Source organism: Pseudomonas sp. HTZ2, assembly GCF_033173945.1.
Lineage (GTDB): Bacteria > Pseudomonadota > Gammaproteobacteria > Pseudomonadales > Pseudomonadaceae > Aquipseudomonas > Aquipseudomonas guariconensis.
Genome location: NZ_CP137332.1, coordinates 1,972,183 through 1,996,032, shown reverse-complemented (window position 1 = coordinate 1,996,032; position 23,850 = coordinate 1,972,183). Strand labels below are relative to the sequence as shown.

Annotated in this window: 23 protein-coding genes and 1 pseudogene; 10 read left to right on the top strand and 14 right to left on the bottom strand. The window is 63.5% G+C overall.

Translation table 11 applies throughout. The features are described from left to right. Together R6G97_RS09310 and R6G97_RS09305 are read right to left on the bottom strand one after the other, a co-directional pair. Entirely contained in the window at positions 1-423 is a 423-nt protein-coding gene (locus tag R6G97_RS09310; protein ID WP_043207160.1) for a phasin family protein, read from the bottom strand. 174 nt (positions 424-597) lie between these two features. Further along, positions 598-873 (bottom strand): polyhydroxyalkanoic acid system family protein, encoded by a 276-nt coding sequence (locus R6G97_RS09305; protein ID WP_043207157.1) that lies wholly within the window; start codon positions 871-873, stop codon positions 598-600. 124 nt (positions 874-997) lie between these two features. Here R6G97_RS09305 and ubiE point away from each other — a divergent pair, with 124 nt between their 5' ends. The 10 genes from ubiE to R6G97_RS09255 all read left to right on the top strand — a co-directional run bounded on the left by ubiE (position 998) and on the right by R6G97_RS09255 (position 8,812). Next, positions 998-1,768: a bifunctional demethylmenaquinone methyltransferase/2-methoxy-6-polyprenyl-1,4-benzoquinol methylase UbiE gene (gene ubiE, locus R6G97_RS09300; RefSeq protein ID WP_043207154.1), complete on the top strand. Its 771-nt coding sequence runs from the start codon at positions 998-1,000 to the stop codon at positions 1,766-1,768. Next, positions 1,768-2,391 carry a ubiquinone biosynthesis accessory factor UbiJ gene (locus tag R6G97_RS09295; protein ID WP_317848017.1) on the top strand — a complete coding sequence of 208 codons (624 nt, stop codon included), beginning with the start codon at positions 1,768-1,770 and terminating at the stop codon, positions 2,389-2,391. Before ubiE ends, R6G97_RS09295 begins: the two co-directional genes overlap by 1 nt. Beyond that, positions 2,388-3,998 (top strand): ubiquinone biosynthesis regulatory protein kinase UbiB, encoded by a 1,611-nt coding sequence (ubiB, locus tag R6G97_RS09290; RefSeq protein ID WP_043207148.1) that lies wholly within the window; start codon positions 2,388-2,390, stop codon positions 3,996-3,998. Before R6G97_RS09295 ends, ubiB begins: the two co-directional genes overlap by 4 nt. A gap of 73 nt (positions 3,999-4,071) precedes the next feature. Further along, complete coding sequence (hisI, locus tag R6G97_RS09285) at positions 4,072-4,464, top strand: phosphoribosyl-AMP cyclohydrolase (protein WP_317848016.1); 393 nt, start codon at positions 4,072-4,074, stop codon at positions 4,462-4,464. A gap of 1 nt (position 4,465) precedes the next feature. Next, complete coding sequence (locus R6G97_RS09280; RefSeq protein ID WP_043207145.1) at positions 4,466-4,801, top strand: phosphoribosyl-ATP diphosphatase; 336 nt, start codon at positions 4,466-4,468, stop codon at positions 4,799-4,801. 163 nt (positions 4,802-4,964) lie between these two features. Beyond that, entirely contained in the window at positions 4,965-5,237 is a 273-nt protein-coding gene (locus R6G97_RS09275) for a twin-arginine translocase TatA/TatE family subunit (RefSeq protein ID WP_043207142.1), read from the top strand. A 3-nt stretch (positions 5,238-5,240) separates the two neighbouring features. Beyond that, positions 5,241-5,618 carry a Sec-independent protein translocase protein TatB gene (tatB, locus tag R6G97_RS09270; RefSeq protein WP_043207140.1) on the top strand — a complete coding sequence of 126 codons (378 nt, stop codon included), beginning with the start codon at positions 5,241-5,243 and terminating at the stop codon, positions 5,616-5,618. Then, positions 5,615-6,406, top strand: a complete 792-nt coding sequence (gene tatC / locus R6G97_RS09265; RefSeq protein WP_043207138.1) for a twin-arginine translocase subunit TatC — start codon at positions 5,615-5,617, stop codon at positions 6,404-6,406. The genes tatB and tatC overlap by 4 nt, the downstream gene beginning before the upstream one ends. Continuing rightward, the gene (locus R6G97_RS09260; RefSeq protein WP_043207137.1) at positions 6,403-7,110 is read left to right on the top strand and encodes a 16S rRNA (uracil(1498)-N(3))-methyltransferase; all 708 of its coding nucleotides are present in this window, start codon (positions 6,403-6,405) and stop codon (positions 7,108-7,110) included. The genes tatC and R6G97_RS09260 overlap by 4 nt, the downstream gene beginning before the upstream one ends. Before the next feature lie 97 nt (positions 7,111-7,207). Then, the gene (locus tag R6G97_RS09255) at positions 7,208-8,812 is read left to right on the top strand and encodes a methyl-accepting chemotaxis protein (RefSeq protein ID WP_043207133.1); all 1,605 of its coding nucleotides are present in this window, start codon (positions 7,208-7,210) and stop codon (positions 8,810-8,812) included. Positions 8,813-8,903: 91 nt separating this feature from the next. Here R6G97_RS09255 and R6G97_RS09250 read toward each other — a convergent pair whose 3' ends face one another. The 12 genes and pseudogenes from R6G97_RS09250 to R6G97_RS09195 form a co-directional block, all read right to left on the bottom strand. Next, on the bottom strand, positions 8,904-9,638 hold the full coding sequence (locus R6G97_RS09250) for an amino acid ABC transporter ATP-binding protein (RefSeq protein WP_043207132.1): 735 nt from the start codon (positions 9,636-9,638) through the stop codon (positions 8,904-8,906). After that, the gene (locus R6G97_RS09245; RefSeq protein WP_070571066.1) at positions 9,631-10,593 is read right to left on the bottom strand and encodes an amino acid ABC transporter permease; all 963 of its coding nucleotides are present in this window, start codon (positions 10,591-10,593) and stop codon (positions 9,631-9,633) included. Before R6G97_RS09245 ends, R6G97_RS09250 begins: the two co-directional genes overlap by 8 nt. A gap of 109 nt (positions 10,594-10,702) precedes the next feature. Then, positions 10,703-11,500, bottom strand: a complete 798-nt coding sequence (locus R6G97_RS09240) for a transporter substrate-binding domain-containing protein (protein WP_043207344.1) — start codon at positions 11,498-11,500, stop codon at positions 10,703-10,705. Positions 11,501-11,747: 247 nt separating this feature from the next. After that, positions 11,748-14,321, bottom strand: coding sequence for a glucans biosynthesis glucosyltransferase MdoH (gene mdoH / locus R6G97_RS09235; RefSeq protein ID WP_043207128.1), 2,574 nt, complete (start codon positions 14,319-14,321; stop codon positions 11,748-11,750). Then, complete coding sequence (locus R6G97_RS09230; RefSeq protein ID WP_043207342.1) at positions 14,314-16,035, bottom strand: glucan biosynthesis protein G; 1,722 nt, start codon at positions 16,033-16,035, stop codon at positions 14,314-14,316. The genes mdoH and R6G97_RS09230 overlap by 8 nt, the downstream gene beginning before the upstream one ends. Positions 16,036-16,298: 263 nt before the next feature. Further along, the gene (gene dtd / locus R6G97_RS09225; protein WP_043207126.1) at positions 16,299-16,736 is read right to left on the bottom strand and encodes a D-aminoacyl-tRNA deacylase; all 438 of its coding nucleotides are present in this window, start codon (positions 16,734-16,736) and stop codon (positions 16,299-16,301) included. Next, positions 16,733-17,704: a prolyl aminopeptidase gene (pip, locus tag R6G97_RS09220; protein WP_043207123.1), complete on the bottom strand. Its 972-nt coding sequence runs from the start codon at positions 17,702-17,704 to the stop codon at positions 16,733-16,735. The genes dtd and pip overlap by 4 nt, the downstream gene beginning before the upstream one ends. Before the next feature lie 179 nt (positions 17,705-17,883). Further along, positions 17,884-18,687 (bottom strand): N-formylglutamate deformylase, encoded by an 804-nt coding sequence (gene hutG / locus R6G97_RS09215; protein ID WP_317848015.1) that lies wholly within the window; start codon positions 18,685-18,687, stop codon positions 17,884-17,886. Between the two features lie 10 nt (positions 18,688-18,697). Beyond that, complete coding sequence (gene hutI / locus R6G97_RS09210; RefSeq protein ID WP_317848014.1) at positions 18,698-19,903, bottom strand: imidazolonepropionase; 1,206 nt, start codon at positions 19,901-19,903, stop codon at positions 18,698-18,700. Between the two features lie 15 nt (positions 19,904-19,918). After that, positions 19,919-21,316 (bottom strand): amino acid permease, encoded by a 1,398-nt coding sequence (locus R6G97_RS09205; protein ID WP_317848013.1) that lies wholly within the window; start codon positions 21,314-21,316, stop codon positions 19,919-19,921. Between the two features lie 144 nt (positions 21,317-21,460). Further along, positions 21,461-22,993 (bottom strand): histidine ammonia-lyase, encoded by a 1,533-nt coding sequence (gene hutH / locus R6G97_RS09200; RefSeq protein WP_043207115.1) that lies wholly within the window; start codon positions 22,991-22,993, stop codon positions 21,461-21,463. Positions 22,994-23,079: 86 nt separating this feature from the next. Continuing rightward, a pseudogene (locus R6G97_RS09195) lies at positions 23,080-23,553 on the bottom strand (urocanate hydratase); the annotation flags it as partial. Positions 23,554-23,850: the final 297 nt, after the last annotated feature.

Genomic DNA, 23,850 nt, shown 5'->3' with positions numbered 1-23,850 from the left:
TTATGGTTTGCGCGCGACACGCTCGAGCAACTCGGTCAGCTGTTCGAGTTTGATGGACAACGCTTCAACGTCATGTTTAGACGGTATGCCGAGGCGATTCAAGGCGCGGGCGACCCGTGCATCGAAAGCTTTCTCGATCTTGTCGAGTTGAATCTCGACCTTGCCCCGAACACGGCTTACCTGCACGGTCGCTTCGTCGATCTGGTTGTTGGCGGCGTCGAGCTGTTGGTCGACGCGTTTCTTGCCACGCTTCTCGACGCCTTCGCCGGCCTTGACCAACTCCTTGAAGTAGTCCGAGCCTTCCTGGCCGACACGGGCATAGGCACCCAGGCCCGCCAGCCAGATCTTGCGCGCGTAGCCGCGCACCTCGCCCAAGGTGCTGCCTGGGGCGTCGTCTTTTTTCTTCAGGTTCACTTTGGCCATGCTCTGCACCTCACTCGCTTGAGGGAATGGAGGAACTGCCCATGGAACGCGGGCTTGAGCATAAGGTAGGGCGGAAAATTAGAATCCTCACCCTAAGAGCGCAGCTGCAAGAGAAAGCAAAATCCCGCCGTACGCGATTCTGCTTTTTCTTGCAGCTTGGTACTCGGAGGGCCGTCAGGCCAGGGCCTTGTCCAGCGCTCGCTCGATCTCGCCCTTGATGGTGCCGCTCATCATCGACAGCATCATCCCAAGCTTGAGCTCCACGCGGATGGTGTCCTCGCCGATATGCACGCTGCCATTGGCACCGCTGCGCGACACGTCGACGCGGTCGCCCTGCCAGCTTGCCTTGAGGTCGTACTCGCGGGTCAGCCGGTCCACCAGCACCTCGGCCTTGGCGCGGGCGGCCTCGCGGCCGAGGGAGTGTTTGCGTTCAACGCTGATCTGGGTCATGCGGGCAATCCTGGATATCAACACAATGACGCCATTATGCCCGCGCCCATCCCACGGAGCACCCCGCCAAGACAAATCCGCCCGTTGCCCCTAGAATGGCCGTAATTTTTTTCGGTGAAGCGATATGAACGACCAGCGCAAAGGCGACCACGCCGAACCCACCACCCACTTCGGCTACCAAAACGTACCCGAGAGCCAGAAAGCGAAGAAAGTCGCCGAGGTTTTCCACTCGGTAGCCGCCAAGTACGACCTGATGAACGATGTGCTTTCCGGGGGCATGCACCGCCTGTGGAAGCGCTTCACCATCGAGCTGTCGGGCGTGCGCAGCGGCAACCGGGTGCTGGACATCGCCGGTGGCACGGGCGATCTGGCCGCCAAGTTTTCGCGCCTGGTAGGCCCCACCGGCCAAGTGGTGCTCGCCGACATCAACGAGTCGATGCTCAAGGTCGGCCGTGACCGCCTGCTCGACCGTGGCGTGGCCGGCAACATTGAGTTCGTCCAGGCCGACGCCGAGAAGCTGCCTTTCCCGGACAACCACTTCGACTGTGTGACCATCGCCTTCGGCCTGCGCAACGTCACCCACAAGGACGAAGCCATCCGCTCGATGCTGCGCGTCCTCAAGCCCGGCGGTCGCCTGCTGGTGCTGGAGTTCTCCAAACCCACCAACAAGCTCATGTCCAAGGCCTACGACGCCTACTCGTTCGCCTTCATGCCACTGGCCGGCAAGCTGATCACCAACGACTCGGAAAGCTACCGCTACCTGGCCGAATCGATCCGCATGCACCCCGACCAGGAAACCCTCAAGGCCATGATGGTCGAGGCCGGCTTCGACCGCGTCACCTACCACAACATGACCAGCGGCATCGTCGCCGTGCACCGGGGAATCAAACCCTGATGCTCCTGGCCGGCCTGCTCGCCAGCGTCGAGCATGGGCTCAACCGGGTCCTGCGCATGGACAGCACGGCCTTGCCGCGCCTGGCTGCGCTCGAAGGCAAGGTGATCGAGATCGACTGCCGCCAGCCGGCCTTGCAGCTGTACATCCTGCCCGATGAACAAGGCCTGATGCTCGCTGCTCACTGGGAAGGCGAGGTCGATTGCAGCCTGCGCGCGCCGGCCGGCAGCCTCTCCCAACTGGCCTTCGCCAAGGACAAGACCGCCGTGCTGCACAGCCCTCAGGTCGAATTGCATGGCGACAGCGCCGTGCTGCTGGACCTGGTCGGTGTGCTCCAAGACCTGGAACTGGACTGGGAATACGAGCTGTCGCGCTGGCTGGGGCCGGTCGCCACTGCACTGGTCGCCGGGCATATCCGCCTGCGCGCCCGCTGGACCCGCCAGGGCCTTTCACGCTTCAGCCAGAACCTCTCCGAGTACCTGGCCGAAGAGTCCCGCACCCTGGTCGGCCGGCGCGAAGCCGAAGCGGCCTTCAGTGAGCTCGATGCCCTGAAGGTCGACGTTGAACGCCTCGAGGCGCGCCTGCGCCGCCTCGCCCGATCCCTTGATACCAGCGATAACGCATGAAGCTGCTCGCCGTCCGCCGTCTGTTGCGCATCCAGCGCGTCGTGATCCGCTACCGCCTCGATGACCTGCTGTTCGACCTTCCCCTGCCCTGGTGGCTGATGAGCCTGCGCGCCTTGCTGCCCTGGCGCTGGCTCCCGCGCAAACCGTCCGAGCTCAGCCGCGGTGCACGCCTGCGCATGGCCCTGCAGGACCTGGGGCCGATCTTCATCAAGTTCGGCCAACTGCTGTCCACCCGCCGCGACCTGCTGCCCACCGACATCGCCGATGAGCTGATGCTGCTGCAGGATCGCGTGCCGCCATTCGACCCCAAGCAGGCCGTGGCGCTGATCGAGGAGCAGCTGGGCGCCAAGGTCGGCGAAGTGTTCAGCCGCTTCGACGTCGAGCCCCTGGCCTCGGCATCGGTGGCCCAAGTGCATGCCGCACGCCTCAAGAGCGGTGAAGAGGTCGTGGTCAAGGTGGTGCGCCCTGGCCTCAAGCCGGTGATCGCCCAGGACCTGGCCTGGCTGTTCCTGATCGCCAAGGGCGCCGAGCGGGTCTCGGCCGACGCCCGACGCCTGCACCCGGTGGAAGTGGTCAGCGACTACGAAAAGACCATCTTCGATGAGCTCGACCTGCTGCGCGAGGCAGCCAACGCCAGCCAGCTGCGCCGCAACTTCGAAGGCTCGGAATTGATGTACGTACCCCAGGTGTATTGGGACTGGTGCCGCCCCAAGGTGCTGGTGATGGAGCGCATCTACGGCGTGCCAGTCACCGACCTGGCGACCCTGGCCGACCAGCGCACTGACATGAAACTGCTCGCCGAGCGTGGTGTGGAGATCTTCTTCACCCAGGTGTTCCGCGACAGTTTCTTCCACGCCGACATGCACCCGGGCAACATCTTCGTCAGCACGGTCAAGCCCTGGAGCCCGCAGTACATCGCCATCGACTGCGGCATCGTCGGCAGCCTCACCTCCGAAGACCAGGACTACCTGGCGCGCAACCTGATCGCCTTCTTCAAGCGCGACTACCGCCGCGTCGCCCAACTGCACATCGATTCGGGGTGGGTACCGGCGCAGACCAAGGTCAATGAGTTCGAGGCGGCTATCCGTACCGTGTGCGAGCCGATCTTCGAGAAACCGCTCAAGGACATCTCCTTCGGTCAGGTCCTGATGCGCCTGTTCCAGACGGCCCGACGCTTCAACATGGAAGTCCAGCCGCAGCTGGTCCTGCTGCAGAAGACCTTGCTCAACATCGAAGGCCTGGGCCGCCAGCTTTACCCCGACCTCGACCTGTGGAGCACCGCCAAGCCGTACCTGGAGCGCTGGATGCGTGATCGCATGAGCCCCAAGGCAGTGTTCGGCAACCTGCAAAGCCAGGTAGAGCAACTGCCGCACCTGGCCGACATGACCCGCGACCTGCTCGAGCGTCTGTCGCAGCCGCACCTGAACGATCCGCAACTGCCGGAACGCCGCCGCCAGGGCGACCGCTGGGCTCTACGTCTGCTCGGTGCCGGCCTGCTCGGCGGCGGTGCCACCCTGGCGGCCGGGGCGGCCAGCCTCAGCGCCCCGGCGGCCTGGCCAGCCTGGCTGATGCTGGCGGCCGGGCTCTACCTGATCGTGCGCCAATAGCCAGCGGCGCGGCTGGCTGGCACACTAGCGCAAGGGGCCCGACACAGGCGTGGGTCCGGATTTGGAGTCGACGATGAAAGACTGGCTGGACGAGATCAAGTGGAACAGCGATGGCCTGGTGCCGGCGATCGCCCAGGACCATAAGACCGGACGCGTATTGATGATGGCCTGGATGAACCGCGAATCCCTGGCCCTGACCGCTGCCGAGCAACGCGCCATCTACTGGTCGCGCTCACGTGGCAAACTGTGGCGCAAGGGCGAGGAGTCCGGCCATGTGCAGAAGCTGTACGAAATGCGCCTGGACTGCGACGCCGACGTGATCATCCTGATGGTCGAGCAATTGGGCCATATCGCCTGCCACACCGGCCGCGAAAGCTGCTTCTATCGCGTCTTCGAAGACGGCCAGTGGAAAACCGTCGACCCGGTCCTCAAGGATCCGGATGCCATCTACAGCGCAGGACACTGACATGAGCGACACCCTCAACCGCCTTGCCGAAGTACTCGAGCAACGCAAGCAAGCGGCGCCCGACAGCTCCTACGTGGCCAGCCTGTACCACAAGGGTCTGAACAAGATCCTCGAGAAACTGGGCGAAGAGTCCGTCGAAACCATCATCGCCGCCAAGGATGCCGCCATCAGCAAGGATTACGGCGATGTCATCTACGAAACCGCCGACCTGTGGTTTCATAGCTTGGTGATGCTCAGCGCGCTGGGCCAACACCCACAGGCCGTGCTCGATGAACTGGAGCGCCGCTTCGGGCTCTCCGGGCATGACGAGAAGGCCGCACGCCAGCCTTCCAACTGATGTATTCCCGGGGCGCAGCGCGTCCCTGTGGAGCGGGTTTCCCCGCGAAGAATGCAACGCGGTAGAGAGCACTGGCTTGGCCGGTGTTCGCGGGTGAACCCGCTCCTACAGGGGCCGCGCTGTCAGAAAAATTCGCTGTACCTGTAAATTTCAGGAGTACGAAATGGGTATTTTTGACTGGAAACACTGGATCGTCCTGCTGGTCGTCGTAATCCTGGTCTTCGGCACCAAGAAGCTGAAGAACCTGGGCAGCGACCTGGGCGAATCGATCAAGGGCTTTCGCAAGGCGATGAACGAGGAAGAAAACAAACCGGCCGAGCAGACCCCGCCGCCGGCCCAGCCCGCAGCCCCCGTGCAGAACACCGCCCAGCAGCCCCAGGGCCAGACTATCGAAGGCCAGGCCCAGCCGGTCCAAGAGCCGCAGCGGAAAGACTGACCCATGTTCGGCATCAGCTTCAGCGAGCTGCTGCTCGTCGGTCTGGTCGCCCTGCTGGTGCTCGGTCCCGAGCGCCTGCCTGGTGCCGCGCGTACCGCAGGCCTGTGGATCGGCCGACTCAAGCGCAGCTTCAACGCCATCAAGACGGAAGTCGAGCGCGAGATCGGTGCCGACGAGATCCGCCGCCAACTGCACAATGAGCACATCCTGCAGATGGAGGAACAAGCCAAGCGCATCCTCGATCCGAGCAGGCCAGCCACGCCATCCATCGGCAACAGCGAAACACCGGCGCCATCGACCACCCCTGCCGCTCCCGGCAGCAGCGCCCCGGTATCCCCTGCCGCCCCCACTGAGCCGCCGCAGCCGCCACGAGCCCCATGAGCGATAGACCGGAACACGACCAGCCGATGCCGCTGGTTTCGCACCTGACCGAACTGCGTACCCGCCTGCTGCGCTGCGTAGCCGCCATCTTCCTGATCTTCGCTGGGCTGTTCTCCTTCGCCCAGCAGATCTACACCCTGGTCTCGGCGCCCCTGCGCTCACACTTGCCGGCCAACGCGACGATGATCGCCACAGACGTGGCCTCGCCGTTCCTGACGCCGTTCAAGCTTACGATGATCGTCTCGCTGTTCCTGGCCATCCCGTTCATCCTCCAGCAGATCTGGGGCTTCATTGCACCGGGGCTGTACCGCCATGAAAAGCGCATCGCCATTCCGCTGCTGGTCTCGAGCATCATCCTGTTCTATGCCGGCATGGCGTTCGCCTATTTCCTGGTGTTCCCGCTGATCTTCGGCTTCTTCGCCAGCGCCACGCCCGAGGGCGTGTCGATGATGACGGACATCTCCAGTTACCTGGACTTCGTCATGACCCTGTTCTTCGCCTTCGGCGTCGCCTTCGAGATCCCGGTGGCAGTGGTGCTGCTGGTGTGGATCGGCGTAGTCGATGTGCAGTACCTGAAGAAGATCCGCCCCTACGTCATCATCGGCTGCTTCGTGGTCGGCATGATCCTGACCCCACCGGACATCTTCTCCCAGACGCTGCTCGCCGTGCCCATGTGGATGCTGTTCGAGGTCGGCGTGCTGTGCGGCAGCCTGATCCGCAAGCGCAGCCAGGCCGAAGAAGCGGCCTCGGATGACCACAACGACCAGCCGCCAGCGACCCAACCGTGAACCTGCTGTTACTTGAAGAGGCCGACTTCATCGCGGCCGATCGCGTGGTGCTGGCTGACCGGCGCTTCACTCACATGCAGGAGATCCACGGCGTCGAAGTGGGCGATACCCTGCGCGTCGGTCAGGTCAATGGCTTGATGGGCAAGGCCACGGTGCTGCGCCTGGCAGGGCATGAAGCCGAGCTGCAGGTGGCCTTCGACCAGCCGCCCCCGGCCAAGCTACCGCTGACCCTGGTGCTGGCCGTGCCACGCCCGAAAATGCTTCGTCGCCTGTTCCAAACCGTCGCCACCCTGGGGGTGCCACGGCTGATCCTTGTCAACAGCTACAAGGTCGAGAAGAGCTTCTGGCAAACGCCCTTCCTGAACCCCGAGACGATCCGCGAGAACCTCATCCTGGGCCTGGAGCAGGCCCGTGACACCGTGCTGCCCGAGGTGATCGTCGAGAAGCGCTTCAAGCCGTTCGTCGAAGACCGTCTGCCTGCCATCGCGGCCGGTACGCTTGGCTTGGTCGCTCATCCAGGCCCCTACCCGGCCTGTCCACGCGCCGTGGAGTCGCCTGTGACCCTGGCCATCGGCCCGGAAGGCGGGTGGATCCCCTATGAGGTCGATCTGCTGGGCAAAGCAGGCTTGGCGCCGGTGCAGCTGGGCGATCGTATCCTGCGTGTGGAGACCGCCGTGACGGCATTGCTGTCGCGCATTTTCTGACGAGCGGGTCAAACACCTCCCATCAAGTTTCCCCCCGGCAAGCCGATGGCCTTGGAAGCATGACAAAAATGCGACCAAGCCGACGGGGGAGTGAAGCATGTATCAAGGGTTTGCCCATTTTCTGGGGAACATGAGCGTCAATCGCAAGTTGGGCTTTGGCTTCGGCCTGGTGTTGCTGCTGACCCTGGCGATCACTGCCACAGGTTGGACAGGTATCGACAACGTCACCAACCGCGGCGACAAGCTGGGCAACATTTCGCTGATCTACCAGACCACCCAGGAGCTGCGTATCGCCCGCCTGAACTATACGACCCGTCACGACCAAGCCTCGCTCACCGAGCTGGACAAGACCCTGGACAAGCTCGAGCAGCAAGTGCAGGCGATGCTCGGGCAAATCGAACAACCTGTCGATCACCAGCGCCTAGAGCAGCAGCTGGAAGCTGTGCGCCAGTACCGCCAAGGCTACGAGCAGCTCCAGCAGGCCGACCAGCGCCGCGCGACACAACCTGACAGCGCGCAAACCGCAATCGAACAGGCGCTGCAGCACATGGCCACGCAAGGCAACGTGCTGCTCGAGTCCAGCGCGGCCATGACAGTCTCGCAAACCAAGGTACGCGACGAAGGTACCCGCCAAGCCAAGCGTATGCTGGCCGCCGCCACCGCCCTCGCCCTGTTGCTGGGTCTGCTGGCCGCCTGGACCATCACCCGGCAGATCATCGTGCCGCTGCGCCAGATCCTCGCGGCCGCCGAGCGCGTGGCCAATGGCGACCTCAGCCAGGACGATCAATCGATCGAGCGCCGCGACGAGCTGGGCCAGCTGCAAGCGAGCATGAAACGCATGAACCAAGGCCTGCGGACGCTGATCAGCGGCATCGGTGACGGCGTCACCCAGATCGCCAGCGCGGCCGAGGAGCTGTCGGCGGTGACCGAACAGACTAGCGCCGGGGTCAACAATCAAAAGGTCGAGACCGATCAGGTCGCCACTGCCATGAACCAAATGACCGCCACCGTGCATGAGGTCGCCCGCAGCGCCGAGCAGGCCTCCGAGGCGGCGCTGATGGCCGATCAGCAGGCCCGTGAAGGCGATCGCGTGGTCGGTGAAGCCATCGCCCAGATCGAGCGCCTGGCCAGCGAAGTGGTCAATTCCAGCGAGGCCATGAACCAGCTCAAGGCCGAGAGCGACAAGATCGGCAGCGTGCTGGACGTCATCAAGTCGGTGGCCCAGCAGACCAACCTGTTGGCGCTCAACGCGGCCATCGAGGCCGCTCGTGCAGGTGAAGCCGGTCGTGGTTTCGCCGTGGTCGCAGACGAGGTGCGCAGCCTCGCCCAGCGCACCCAGCAATCGACCGAGGAAATCGAAGAACTGATCGCCAGCCTGCAAAGCGGCACCCAGCGCGTGGCGGGGGTGATGGATGGCAGCCGCGCCCTGACCGACAGCAGCGTCGAATTGACCCGTCGCGCCGGAGGTTCTCTGGAAACCATCACCCGCACCGTCTCGTCGATCCAGGCGATGAACCAGCAGATCGCCACGGCAGCCGAGCAACAGAGCGCCACGGCTGAGGAGATCAACCGCAGCGTGATGAACGTACGTGACATTTCCGACCAGACATCGGCAGCCAGTGAGGAAACCGCGAGCTCCAGCGTCGAACTGGCGCGCCTGGGGACACACCTTCAGGGGCTGGTAGCACGCTTCCGGCTGTAAAGCAGCTGCAAGCACAAGAAAAAGCCGAACGGAGATGAGTTCGCCATCTCGGTTCGGCTTTTTTCATGCCGCTTGAAGCTTGCTCCCCGCTCTACAGCACCTGACGCAGGAAGGCCTGGGCGCGCAGGTCTTTAGGAGCCGCGAAGAACTGCTGGGGCGGGGAGTCTTCGAGGAGCTTGCCGTGGTCGAAGAACAGCACGCGATCGGCCACTTCACGGGCAAAGCCCATTTCGTGGGTCACGCAGACCATGGTCATGCCTTCCTGGGCCAGGGTCTTCATGACATCCAGTACCTCGCCGACCATTTCCGGGTCCAGCGCCGAGGTGGGTTCATCGAACAGCATCACCTTCGGCTCCATCGCCAGGGCTCGGGCGATGGCCACGCGCTGCTGCTGGCCACCGGAAAGGCGCGAAGGGTATTCGTTGGCTTTCTGGGCAATGCCGACCTTCTCCAGCAGCGCGCGCGCCTTGGCTTCGCGCTCGGCTTTGCCACGTTTGCGCACCACCTTCTGGGCCAGGCACAGGTTCTCGAGCACCGTCATGTGCGGGAACAGGTTGAAATGCTGGAACACCATGCCGACTTCGCGGCGGTAGGCGTTGATGTCGGTCTTCGGATCATCCAGCTGCAGGCCGTCGATGGACACATGGCCATCGTCGAAATGCTCCAGGCCGTTCAGGCAACGCAAGAAGGTCGACTTGCCCGAGCCTGACGGCCCAAGCACCACCACCACTTCGCCCTTGGCCACGCGAGTGGAGACGTTGTCCACCGCGCGCACCACCTGGCCACGGGTGTCGAAGACTTTTACCAGATCACGGACTTCAATCACTTTGCGCAAGCCTCCGCTCGAGCCGGCTGGCCATGTGCGACAGCGGCAGGTTGATCAGAAGGTACAGGCCTGCCACGCAGAACCAGATCTCGAAGGTCGAGAACGAGGTGGTGATAGCCTCGCGGCCGCTCTTGGTCAGTTCGGTGATGGCGATCACCGAGACCAGCGAGGTGTCCTTGACCAGGCTGATGAACTGGCCGGCCAGCGGTGGCAGCACGCGCTTGAACGCCTGGGGCAGGATCACGTGACGCATCGACTGGCTGGCGTTCAGGCCCAGCGAGCGTGCCGCTTCGTTCTGCCCCTTGGCGATCGACTGCACACCGGCGCGCACGATCTCGGCTACGTAGGCGCCAGTGAACAACGCCAACGCCGCCACCCCCGCGAATTCCCGGGACAGGTTGAGCACGGTGCCGATAAAAAAGTAGAAAATGAAGATCTGCACCAGCAGCGGTGTGCCGCGTACCAGCTCGACATAGACGGTGGAAAGATCGCGCAGGGTCGGGTTGTTCGACAGCCGGCACAAACCGGCGAACAGGCCGATCACCAAGCCCAAGGCGCCGGACACTACCGAGATCCATAGGGTGGTCCACAGGCCCCAGGTCAAGGGGCCAATGGCCCACTGGCGGGTCACGCCGATCTGGTCGCCCTCGGCGACGTCATCGCCACGGCTCAGCAGCAGGCTGTCCTTGGCGACGGTGACGACCTGCTGACCGCCGCTTTCATCCTTGAGCGTCACGCGGGCGGTGTCGCCCGAGAGGGTGATGTCTTCGACAGAGCCGTTTTCAGCGGCGCGCTGCGCTTCTTCGGCCTGGTAGGCGAAATATTGGGGAACGCGGTTCCAGCGCCACTCGTAGGAAATCATCGAGGTGGCCAGGTAGAGGCTGAACGCCAGCCCCACCAGGACCAGCGCGGTCAACCCGTGCCAGGGCCACTGGGCTTTCTTGTGCTTGATCAATTGGGGTACTCCAGAAAGCGGCAAGCCGCAAGCAACACGCGGCAAGAACAGGCCAAGCGTAGGCTCTGTTTCATCTTGCAGCGTGCAGCTTGCGGCTTGTAGCTACTGCTTATTCCATGTCCTTCAGCCAGTCTTTGTTCTTGAACCACTTGTCGTGAATACGATCGTAGGTCCCGTCGTTCTTGATCTGGTGCAGGAAGTTGTTGATGAAGTTGATGCTGTCGTAGTCGCCCTTCTTCAGACCGAAGGCAAGCGGCTCGTAGGTGAACGGCTCTTCGAGGAACAGCAGCTTGCCGGCACCGGCCTTCTCGACCGCTACCACGTTGTACGGGGCGTCGTAGACGAAAGCATCGGCCTTGCCGTTGACCACGTCCATCACGCCCTCTTGCTCGTTGTCGTAACCGTGATACTTGGCCTTGCTGATGAGTTTCTTGGAAACCATCTCGCCGGTGGTGCCGAGCTTGGAGGTGATGCGGTACTTCTCGTTGTTCAAGTCTTTGTAGGACTTGATCTCGCCCGCGAGTTCCTTGCGGATCAGCAGGGTCTGGCCGACGACGATGAAGGGTTCGCTGAAGTTCAGGCGCAGGTTGCGCTCCTGGGTCAGAGTCATGCCGCTGCCGATCATGTCGAACTTATCGGTCAGCAGGGCTGGGATGATGCCGTCATAGGCGGTGGAGACGGTTTCCAGCTTGACGCCCATGGACTTGGCCATGGCTTTGAGGATGTCCACCTCGAAACCGATGATCTCGCCACGCTTGTTGGTCATTTCGAAGGGCATGTAGGTCGGGTCCATACCGACCCGCAAGGTACCGCGTTTGACGGCGTCTTCGATGGCGCCCGCCTGGGCGGCGGTGACGGCGACCAGTGCGGTGACACCGACCAGCAGTCGCGACAGGTATTTCTTCATCATTACCAAGTCCCCTAGCAAAGTGTTGCGAATTTTATTGTTGGAAAGGTCGATAGACCGATACGCAATATCGAGAGGGATGCTAACGCATGCGCGGCCTAGGACCTAGAGCCGGGGGGGACATTGTTGGCCAAAATAGAGACACAGGCCCTGGCCACAGGCTTCAGCAGCCTCCACAGGTTCGGTGAAGACACCGGTGGACTCTGGCGAAGCCTGGGAAAAGGGCCGCAAAGCGGCCCTTGGGGAATCAGGCGCCGACCAGTGAAGGCTGGGCCTGGTTTTCCGGGTGCAACGGCAGCAGCGGCGAGTGTGGATCGTTGGTGATGGAGCTGCGCCATACCCCGATCCAGGCCTCGTTGTTCGATGCCCATACCTGCTCATGCAGGCGCGAGAGCGCCACCGGGTCGCTCAGTAGCGCCAGGCGGGTGTTGCCATCCAGGCCCTTGGGCCCGACTTCCAGGGCCTTGGCCACACGCTCGATGCGCAACGCCTCGATCGGCGCGGCCTGACCATGGCGTGCGGTAGCCATGGCGCACGCCAGGGCGTTCTGCCGTGGGTCGACCACCGCACGAACGAAGCCGTCGTGCAGGGCATGCCAGCGGTTCTCATGGGTGTACTGATCGGTCGCCAGCAGCTCCTGCGGCGTCGCGTATTCCTCGGGGATGAGGAACAGCTTCTCGTCCTTGGCCGCCAGGCCCAGGCGCGTACGGCTGGAAATCACCGAGACCGGAATCGACAGCACCAGCGAGCCCACGATCGGCGCCAGCCACCACAGGAAGCTTGGGTTCAGCCAAGCCACCAAGGCCGCCCAGGCGATGCCCAGCAGCGTCTGCGGACCGTGGCGACGGACTGCCTCGCTCCACGGCGTGGAGTCGTCGTCACGCTGCGGCGAATTCCAGGTCGCCGCCCAGCCGAGGAACGCGGCCAGGACGAAGCGGGTGTGGAAAATCATCCGCACCGGCGCCAGCAGCATGGAGAACAGCATCTCGATCAGCATCGACACGGTGACCTTGATGCGCCCCCCGAACTCCGTGGCGCCCTTGGCCCAGATCAGGATGACGCTGAGCAGTTTGGGCAGGAACAGCAGCACGACGGTGGTGGAGAACAGCGCGATGGCCTTCTCCGGATGCCATTGCGGCCACAGCGGGTAGAGCTGGAACGGCTCGATGAAGTACTGCGGCTCCATCAGCGTGTTGGTCGCCAGCAGCGCGGTCGAGAGCACCAGGAAGAAGAACCACAATGGCGCCGACAGGTACGACATGACACCGGTCAGGAACACCGCGCGGTGTACCGGGTGCATGCCCTTGACCAGGAACAGTCGGAAGTTCATCAAGTTGCCGTGGCACCAGCGCCGGTCGCGCTTGAGTTCATCGAGCAGGTTCGGCGGCAGTTCTTCGTAGCTGCCCGGCAGGTCATAGGCGATCCACACACCCCAGCCGGCACGGCGCATCAGCGCGGCCTCGACGAAGTCGTGGGAGAGGATCGCACCGGCGAACGCACCCTTGCCCGGCAATGGCGCCAGGGCGCAATGCTCGATGAAGGGCTTCATGCGAATGATCGCGTTATGGCCCCAGTAGTGCGATTCGCCCAGTTGCCAGAAGTGCAGGCCGGCGGTGAACAGCGGGCCATAGACGCGGGTGGCGAACTGCTGCAGGCGCGCATAGAGGGTATCCATGCCCGAGGCCTTGGGCGCGGTCTGGATGATGCCGGCGTCCGGGTTGGCCTCCATCAGGCGTACCAGGCTGGTCAGGCACTCACCGCTCATGACGCTGTCGGCGTCGAGCACGACCATGTACTTGTACTCGCCCCCCCAACGACGGCAGAAGTCGTCCAGGTTGCCGCTCTTGCGCTTCACGCGACGACGGCGGCGGCGATAGAAGATACGGCCGAAGCCCTTGGCCTCACGGCACACGTCCAGCCAGGCCTGTTGCTCGGCCACGGCGATGTCAGTGTCGTTGGTGTCGCTGAGCACGAAGAAGTCGAACCGGTCCAGGTCGCCCGTGGCGGCCACCGACTCGAAGGTCGCACGCAGGCCGGCGAACACCCGTGGCACGTCTTCGTTGCAGATCGGCATGACCAGCGCGGTACGCGCCTGGGGCGCGATCGGCTCGTTGCCGGCGCTGCTGCCGGAGATGCGGTACTTGTCACGACCGGTGAGCAATTCGAGAAAGCCCATCAGCGCGGTCCAGAAGCCCGCCGACACCCAGCAGAACAGGATGCCGAACAGGATCAGGATGCTCGTCTGCAAAGCATAGGGCCAGACCTGCACCACCGACTCCCAGAGCGACTGGGCCATGATTTCGTCGAGCGAAACGAACGACCAGCCCTGGTACGGCAGGATGCCCTTCATGTACCAGCCGGCAACGAGGGTCTGCCCGATCATCAAGGCCAGGAGAATATAGCGGCGCAGGGAGCCGACCCGGCGCCAGCGGGCCGGTGGCAACTCGCGCTTGGGCGGTTGCGGTGCATTGGTGCGCCCGGTGAGCCGGCGCCACATGCGCACCAGGATGTTGGTGCGCCATGGCTCGGGGATTACGCGGGTACGCTTGATCGGCGGTGCGATCTTCAGGCACAGCCGGCCGCTGCCGTCGACGCCGAGCATTTCGGCGTCCTCGAGCTCGGCGGCGCTACCCACGGTCAGGCGTGGGCCCACCGAGGCCTGCACGGCCTCGGCGGGGTTGGCGGCCGGTCGGGCCGCCAGGCGTTGGTGCAGCTCACTGAACGATTGGCAGCTGGCGAGTTCCGCGCGCTGCTCATCGCTCAGGGGAAGGTGGGCCAGGTATTCGCCAAGCGATTCTGGCCGTGCGCTTGAGTTACTCATCGGCAGGCAACTGATAGCTCCAGGTCTCGGTCATCACTTTTTCGGTGGTGGCCGGTGCCCCGTTGGTGGGTGCCGCATCGGCGGCAGGTTGTTCAGCCTTGGCGGCTTTCTCGGCCTTGGCGTGCTTGGCTGCGGCCTTGTCCTGCTTGCCTTCCTTGGCCGGTTTGGCCGGTTCCACCGGAACGTCACGCACCAGTGCGGCGCGCATCTCGGTGGACTTGCTCGGATCCTTGACCTTCAGTCGCAGGGTCAGGCGCCAGCCCTTGGTTTCAGGGTTATAGCGCAGGTTGTTCTCGACCACCTCGGCGTTGTCGCCGACGCTGACCTGGCTGCGCAGGGCGGTGTCTTCCGGCAGGGCGGCCAGGGTCGGCCCCTCGAAGTCGACCAGGAAAGCCACGCTGCCATCGGCTTCGCGGATCAAATTGGACTGTTTCACATCACCAGTGGAGCGCATGGTCTTCTTGACCCAGCCCAGCTCTGGCGAGTGCAGTTGGGACTCGTTGATGGTCCAGCGCAGGCGGTACTCGAACTCCATCGGCTTGCCAGGCTCAGGCAGCTTTTCTGGGCTCCAGAAGGCCACGATGTTGTCGTTGGTCTCGTCGGCGGTCGGAATCTCGACCAGGTCGACGGTGCCCTTGCCCCAGTCGCCACGCGGCTCGACCCAGGCGCTTGGACGCTTCTGGTAGTTGTCGTCGAGGTCTTCGTAGGCGCTGAACTCACGTTGGCGCTGCAGCAGGCCGAAACCACGGGGGTTCTCCACGCTGAAGCTGCTCACGGCCAAATGCTTGGGATTGTTAAGCGGGCGCCACAGCCATTCGCCGTTGCCCGCGTGGATCGACAGGCCCTCGGAGTCGTGCAGGGCCGGGCGGTAATTGAGGACCTTGGACGGCTGGTTGGCGCCGAACAGGAACATGCTGGTCAGCGGGGCAACGCCCAGGCGGCTGACATGGTCACGCAGGAAGACCTTGGACTTGACGTCCAGGAGGGTATCGCTGCCTGGACGCAGGGTCAGCTTGTAGGCGCCGGTGGAGCGTGGCGAATCCAGCAGGGCGTAGATCACCAGGTGCTTGTCGGTCGGCTTTGGCTTTTCGACCCAGAACTCGGTGAAGCGCGGGAATTCCTCGCCCGACGGCAGCGCGGTGTCGATGGCCAGGCCACGGGCGGACAGGCCATACACGTGGCCCTTGCCGACGACGCGGAAATAGCTGGCGCCAAGCAGGGTCATGATCTCGTCCTGCTTGTCGGCCTTGTTGATCGGATAGAGCACGCGGAAACCGGCATAGCCGAGGTTTTCGACGGTCTTGGGGTCGTGCGGGACGTCGCCGAACTCGAAGCGGCTCGGGTCGTACTTGATTTCTTCGACCTTGGTGGCGGTGACCTGGTTGATCTTCACCGGCGTGTCGAAGTGCATGCCCTGATGGTAGAAGGACAGTTTGAACGGCGTCTTGTCCTTGGCCCACTCGGCCTTTTCCTGGATGAAACGGATTTTCTGGTAGTCCCCGAACTTCATGTCACGGAAGACCGCTGGCAGGTTGCTCTTCGGTGCTTCGTACTTCTGACCGGCGAGATCCTTTGCCTTGGCTGCAACATCGTCAAGATTGAATGCCCAAAGCTGGCCAGCGCTCATCAGGCCAACCAGCGCGACGCCTGCCGCCAGGGCCTTGCGAAGCCGATTTCCGGGGATTCTTTGTGCAATACAGGGACTAACAATCACGAGCAACCCTCGCCGAAAACAGATCATGAAACCAACGGCCAGCGACCAATGCCGGGTTGGCGAGCACTGTTCGGACCCCGTAAGGGCCTAATGATTCCCCAAACGGTTCCAGACAGTGCTCGAGTCAGAGTGAAACGAGCCTACGAACGTAGGCTCACGCAGCGCGCGATTATCCAGCAGGGCGCGTTACAACGCATCAGGCTGAAACAACTATTTATCGTACAAACCCACTTGTTTTCCTTCAAACAAGGGGTTTTTTAACCTCATATTTGTAACATAAATGTTACGGGGCCATCATTGACCAAATGCACCTGCATGTCCGCCCCGAATCGGCCGCTGGCGACATCGCCATGGGCGGCGCGGGCCCGCTCAAGAAGGTAGTCGAATATCTCGACGCCGAGCGCAGGCGGCGCAGCGGTGGAGAAGCTGGGACGCATGCCATTGCGAGTGTCGGCGGCCAGGGTGAACTGGGACACCAGCAGCAGGCCGCCGCCGATGTCCTTAAGGGACAGGTTCATCTTGCCCTGGGGGTCGCTGAATACCCGGTAGTTGAGCAGCTTGTGCAGAAGCTTGTCGGCGTGCTCACGGGTATCCCCCGGCTCGACGGCCACCAGCACCAGCAGGCCCTGATCGATCGAGCCGACGATCTGGCCCTCTACTTCGACGCGCGCACCGCGTACGCGCTGCAGCAGCCCTTTCATGCTTCTTCCAGAGGCAGGTCGAGCAGGCGCCGGGCCATCTGGTCGGCAGCGCGCACCAAGGCGTCGGTGATCCCCGGCTCGGAGGCGGCGTGGCCTGCGTCGCGGATCACCTTCAGCTCGCTGTTGGGCCAGGCTTGGTGCAACGCCCAGGCGTTATCCAGCGGGCAGATCACATCATAGCGACCATGGACGATCACTGCCGGCAAATGGGCGATCTTCGGCAAGTCGCGGATCAACTGGTCCGGCTCGAGGAAGGCGTTGTTCATGAAGTAGTGGCACTCGATACGCGCGATGGACAGCGCGCGCTGCGGCTCGGAGAAGCGATCGACCACCAGAGGGTTGGGACGCAGGGTCGCGGTCCGGCCTTCCCAGGTCGACCAGGCCTTGGCCGCGTGCATCTGGGCAATCTGGTCGTTGCCGGTCAGGCGCTTGTGGAAGGCCTTGACCAAGTCGCCCCGCTCCTCCGGCGGAATCGGCGCGATGTAGTCCTGCCAATAATCGGGGAACAGGCGGCTGGCGCCTTCCTGGTAGAACCATTGGATCTCCTGCGGGCGGCACAGGAAGATGCCGCGCAGGATCAGGCCATGGACCCGCTCGGGGTGGGTCTGGGCATAGGCCAGGGCCAGGGTGGAGCCCCAAGAGCCGCCGAACAGCACCCACTTGTCGATGCCCAGGTGCTCACGGATGCGCTCCAGGTCCTCGACCAGGTGCCAGGTGGTGTTGTTTTCCAGGCTCGCATGCGGAGTCGATCGGCCACAGCCGCGCTGGTCGAAGGTGATGATGCGGTAGAGGGTAGGGTCGAAGTAGCAACGGCTCTGGGCATCGCAGCCCGCGCCGGGGCCACCGTGGATGAATACCACCGGCAGACCTTCTGGCGATCCGCTTTCGTCTACATACAGCACATGCGGTGCTTCCACGGCCAGATCGTGCCGGGCGTAGGGTTTGATCTGCGGGTACAGGGTCTGCATTGCGCACTCCGTGTGAGGATTTAATCTGCCGCCTGGCATCATAAACCTGAATTGCGCTTTGAGCATGTGTCACGGTGAAACAGGTGGATGTGTGCAGGGCCGTTCGCGGGAATCCCCGCTTCCACGGCTCTGGTGATGAACCTGTGGAAGCGGGTAGACCGGCGAACAGGACAGCGGACTTACCGCCCGTAGCGCTCCCTGCCCCAGGCCAGGACGGCCTCGAGCAACTGCTTGAGCACCACTTGGGTCGGCTGGGCCAGGTCCTCGCGGTACTTGAACGGCTCGACCTCTTCCATATAGGTGCTCTGCGCCAGCTCCAGTTGCACCGCATGGATGTGGTTCGCCGGATCGCCGTAATGACGGGTGATGTGCCCACCCTTGAAGCGCCCGTTGAGCACGCAGGTATAGCCCTGGGCCTGCGCGCAGACACCCAGCAGACGCTCGGCCAGGACCGGGTCACAGCTGGCGCCGCTGAAGGTCCCCAGGTTGAAGTCCGGCAGCTTACCGTCGAACAGGTGTGGGATGACCGAGCGGATCGAGTGGGCATCCCACAACAGGGCATAGCCGTGAATCTCGCGCAGGCGCGCGAGCTCCTGGCGGATCGTATCGTGGTAAGGACGCCAGATGTGCTCCAGGTAGCCTTTGCGCTCATCGGCTGAGGGTTCCTGGCCCGCCTTGAACAACGGCTCACCCTCGAACAGCGTCGCCGGGTACAGGCCTGTGGTGGCGCCGGCGTACAACGGTTTGTCGTCATCCGGGCGGTTCAGGTCGATGACGAACCGCGAATACTGGGCGGCCACCACGCTGGCACCCAGGTCCCTGGCGAAATCGTACAGACGTGGGATGTGCCAGTCGGTGTCTGGCAGGCTGCGCGCCTGCTCGACCAAGCCGTCACGCACGGCGTCGGTCAGGCCAAGGCCTGCGTGAGGCATGCTGATCAGCAGCGGCAGCTGGCCCTGGTGAAAACTCAATACCTTGTCCATGTGCCCTCACTCAGTTGGATATCTCATGACCCAGGCGCACCACCCGCTTGGGCAGGTCGCCGCCGAGCCAATAGCTCAGATCCGCCGGGCGCTCGATCTGCCAGGCGATGAAATCCGCGACCTTGCCCACCTCAAGCGAGCCATGGCTTTCGCCTAACCCCAAGGCCGTGGCCGCATGCACGGTCACGCCCGCCAGGGCTTCTTCAGGCGTCATACGGAAGCAGGTGCAACCCATGTTCAGCATCAAGCGCAACGACAGCCCGGGCGAGGTGCCCGGATTGAGGTCGCTGGCAAGGGCGATCTTCACGCCATGGCGGCGCAAGGCATCCATCGGCGGCAACTGGGTTTCGCGCAGGAAGTAGAACGCGCCCGGCAACAGCACGGCGACAGTGCCGGCCTCGGCCATAGCGATGGCGTCTTCCTCGGTCATGAACTCCAGGTGGTCGGCCGACAGCGCCTGGTAGCGTGCCGCCAGGCTCGAGCCGTGCAGCGACGACAACTGCTCGGCATGCAGCTTGACCGGCAGGCCCAGTTCACGTGCCTTGATGAAGACTTTTTCGACCTGGGCCGGCGAGAACGCCAGGTGTTCGCAGAAGGCATCGACGGCGTCCACCAGGCCCTCTTCGGCCAGGGCCGGGAGCATTTCGTCGCAGATATGCGCAACGTAGTCATCCGCCCTGCCAGCATATTCTGGCGGCAGGGCGTGGGCGGCAAGGCAGGTGCTGCGCACGGTCAATGGCAGCTCCTCACCCAGACGCCGAGCGACCCTGAGCATCTTGCGCTCGTTGGCCAGGTCCAGGCCGTAGCCGGATTTTATCTCCAAGGTGGTCACGCCATCGCGCATCAACGCCTTGACCCGCTGACGAGCACTGGCCAGCAGCTCGTCTTCGCTGGCCGCGCGGGTCGCCCGTACGGTGCTGGCGATACCGCCGCCGTTGGCCGCGATCTCGGCATAGCTGACGCCCTGCAGGCGCTGCTCGAACTCACCGCTGCGATTGCCGCCGAACACCGCATGGGTATGGCAATCGATCAGGCCCGGGGTGACCCAGGCGCCGCCCAAGTCCACCGTGCGCTCGGCATCGACCACGGGCACCTCGCCACGCGGGCCGATCCACTCGATCAACCCGGCGTTGGTGACGATCGCGGCGTCCTCGATGATCGAGTAAAGGCCCTGGGCCATTGTCGCCACGTGGCAGTGCTGCCAGAGGGTTCTCATAAGCGTTCTCCGTGACTAGCGGTGCAGCTCGGCCGGCTCGCGAACCCGTTGGCCCTGCCCTGCCCGTGGCTTGCACCACAGCAGGTAGGAGGCCACCAGGAACACCACCCAGATCACGCCGACGATCAACGCGGCCTGAGTGTCCGGGAAGTAACCGAGCACACCAAAGATGAACAACATGAAGGCAATGGCCATTGCCGGCCCATAAGGCCAGAACGGTACCGGGAATTTCAGCTCGGCGATCTGCTCGCGTGTCATGCTGCGGCGCATGGCCACCTGACTCATCAGGATCATCAGCCATACCCACACGGTGGCGAAGGTGGCGATCGAGGCGATCAGCAGGAACACGTTCTCTGGGATCACGTAGTTGAGCACCACGCCGGTCAGCAACGCAGCGCCCATCACCAGCACGGTCATCCACGGCACGCCGTGCTTGGACAGCTTGCCGAAGCTGCGAGGCGCATGGCCTTGCTGGGCCAGGCCATACATCATGCGGCCAGCGCCGAAGATGTCGCTGTTGATGGCCGAGACGGCCGCCGAAATCACCACGATGTTCAGCACTGCGGCCGCCGAGCCGATGCCCAGGTTGCTGAAGATCTGCACGAACGGGCTGCCTTGGCTGCCGATCTGCGGCCACGGGTAAAGGCACATCAGTACGAACAGGGTCAGCACGTAGAAGAGCAGGATACGCAGCGGTACAGCGTTGATCGCCTTGGGAATGACGCGTTGAGGATCTTTCGCCTCACCGGCGGTGACGCCAATGATCTCGATGCCGCCAAAGGCGAACATCACCACCGCGAAACAGGCGATCAGACCGCTGATGCCGTTGGGCATGAAGCCGCCGTGGCTGAACAGGTTGCTCACACCGACAGTGGCACCAGTGCTGGCCTGGCCCATGCCGAAGATCATGATGCCGAAACCTGCCAGGATCATCGCCACGATGGCGCCGACCTTGAGCAGCGATAGCCAGAACTCCATCTCACCGAAAACCTTGACGTTGCACAGGTTAAGGCCGCCGATGATGAAGACGATGCCCAGCACCCAGATCCAGCGGGCCACTTCCGGGAACCAGAAGCCCATGTAGATCCCGAACGCGGTGACATCGGCAATGGCTACGATGACCATCTCGAAGGCGTAGGTCCAGCCGAGGATGAAGCCCGCCATGGGGCCGAGGTAGGTACTGGCGTAGTGACCGAAGGAGCCGGCCACCGGATTGTGCACGGCCATCTCGCCGAGGGCCCGCATGACCATGAAGACCGCCGCGCCACCGATCAAGTAGGCCAGCAGCACTGCCGGGCCGGCCATCTGGATAGCCGATGCCGAACCGTAGAACAGCCCGGTACCGATCGCGGAACCGAGCGCCATGAAACGAATGTGCCGAGCCGTTAGCCCGCGCTTGAGACCTTCTTGCATTTCGCACCCTTATTATTGTTCTGCCGGTGATGGCTACAAAGGCCGCTTCGCCTCCCATCGCAGGCTTCGCCAGCGCCTCCAGGCAGTTGCGATCCTGCGGGCGCTGGCGAAGCCTGCGATGGGCCGCGAGCGGCCCCGAGGGTATTACAGGCTGGGCAGTACGCCAGCTGGCAGCAGGCCGGTCAGGCAACCCTTGGCCAGCAGCTCGGCAGCGGCTTCGATGTCCGGCGCGAAGAAGCGGTCACGGTCGTAGTGCGGGACTTCACGGCGCAGGGCCAGACGGGCCTGCTCCAGCTTGGCGGAGGTCTTCAGGCCTTCACGCAGGTCCAGGCCCTGGCAGGCGCCCAGCCACTCGATGGCGAGGACGCCACGGGTGTTTTCGGCCATTTCCCACAGACGCTTGCCGGCGGCCGGCGCCATGGACACATGGTCTTCCTGGTTGGCGGAGGTCGGCAGGCTGTCGACGCTGTGCGGGTGCGACAGGGCCTTGTTCTCGCTGGCCAGGGCGGCCGCGGTGACCTGAGCGATCATGAAGCCGGAGTTGACGCCGCCGTTTTCCACCAGGAACGGCGGCAGCTGGGACATGTGCTTGTCCATCATCAGCGAGATGCGGCGTTCACTCAGCGCGCCGATCTCCGCAATGGCCAGGGCGATGTTGTCGGCGGCCATGGCCACAGGTTCTGCGTGGAAGTTGCCACCGGAAATGACGTCACCCTGGGCAGCGAAGACCAGCGGGTTGTCCGACACAGCGTTGGACTCGATCGCCAGCACTTCGGCGGCCTGGCGCAGTTGGGTCAGGCAGGCGCCCATGACTTGCGGCTGGCAACGCAGGGAGTACGGATCCTGGACCTTGCCGCAGTTTTCGTGGGAGCGGGACACTTCGCTGGAGTCGCCCAGCAGGTCACGGAAGCAGGCCGCGGTGTCGATCTGGCCGCGCTGGCCACGGACTTCGTGAATACGTGCGTCGAACGGCGAACGCGAGCCCAGGGCCGCTTCGACGGTCAGGCTGCCACAGGCGATGGCTGCGGCGTACAGGTCTTCGGCATGGAACAGGCCGCGCAGGGCGTAGGCGGTGGACGCCTGAGTGCCGTTGAGCAGGGCCAGGCCCTCTTTGGCAGCCAGGGTCAGCGGCTCCAGGCCGGCGACGGCCAGAGCCTCGGTGGCAGGCAACCACTGACCTTTGTAACGTGCCTTGCCCTCACCCAGCAGGACCAGCGACATGTGCGCCAGCGGTGCCAGGTCGCCAGAGGCGCCGACCGAGCCCTTGAGCGGGATGTGTGGATAGACTTCGGCGTTGACCAAGGCGATCAGCGCGTTGATGACCTTGCGACGGATGCCGGAGAAGCCGCGGCTGAGGCTGTTGATCTTCAGGACCATGATCAGACGCACCAGGTCGTCGTCCAACGGCGCGCCGATACCGGCGGCGTGGGACAGCACCAGCGAGCGCTGCAGGTTTTCCAGGTCATGGCTGGCGATGCGGGTCGAAGCCAGCAGGCCGAAACCGGTGTTGATGCCGTAGGCGGTGCGGTCTTCGGCAATGATCTGCTCGACGCAGGCAACGCTGGCGTCGATGGCCTGGTCGGCGCTGGCATCCAGTTGCAGGCGCACGGGCGCTGCATGGATGGCCCGTAGTTGGGCCAGGGTCAGGGTGCCGGGCTTGAGAGTCAGTTCGGTCACTTCGCTACTCCAATTCGCATGGGGCCCGCAGGCCCCTTCTTGTTTTCAGTATCAACGTTGTTCGGCAATTACCAAAGGAACGTCGATCAGCCCGTGATCATCGGCAGGTCCAGGCCCTGTTCCTTGGCGCAGTCGATGGCGATCTGGTAGCCGGCATCGGCGTGACGCATCACGCCAGTCCCTGGGTCGTTGGTCAGCACGCGAGCGATACGCGCGGCCGCTTCGTCGGTACCGTCACAGACGATGACCATGCCCGAGTGCTGGGAGAAGCCCATGCCCACGCCACCGCCGTGGTGCAGCGAAACCCAGGTGGCGCCGCCTGCGGTGTTGAGCAAGGCGTTGAGCAGTGGCCAGTCGGAGACGGCGTCGGAGCCGTCACGCATGGCTTCGGTTTCGCGGTTCGGGCTGGAGACCGAGCCGGAGTCCAGGTGGTCGCGGCCGATGACGATCGGTGCCGACAGCTCGCCGCTGCGGACCATTTCGTTGAACGCCAGGCCCAGCTTGGCGCGCAGGCCCAGGCCCACCCAGCAGATACGTGCCGGCAGACCCTGGAAGCACAAGCACCCACACGAATTGCTTGATTCGATTGTTAAAGAGCGATTTGGTTAAGCGCTTTGCTCAACCGAGGCCGCGCATTCTACGCTTTCCTCTAAGTCTGTCAAGCGTTTATTTTGAAGTTTTTTTCCGAGAAACCCGTTCAACTTCAACCGCTTAACTCGCTGCGATCTCTCGTAGCGGGAGGCGAATCATACAGCGTCAAAACCTGCTGTCAACTGCCTTTTTCACCGCTGCCGATCAGAAGACCGAAGCCCTTCCGATACTACCTGAAGCGTTCAACTCGTTGATTATCAAGGAGT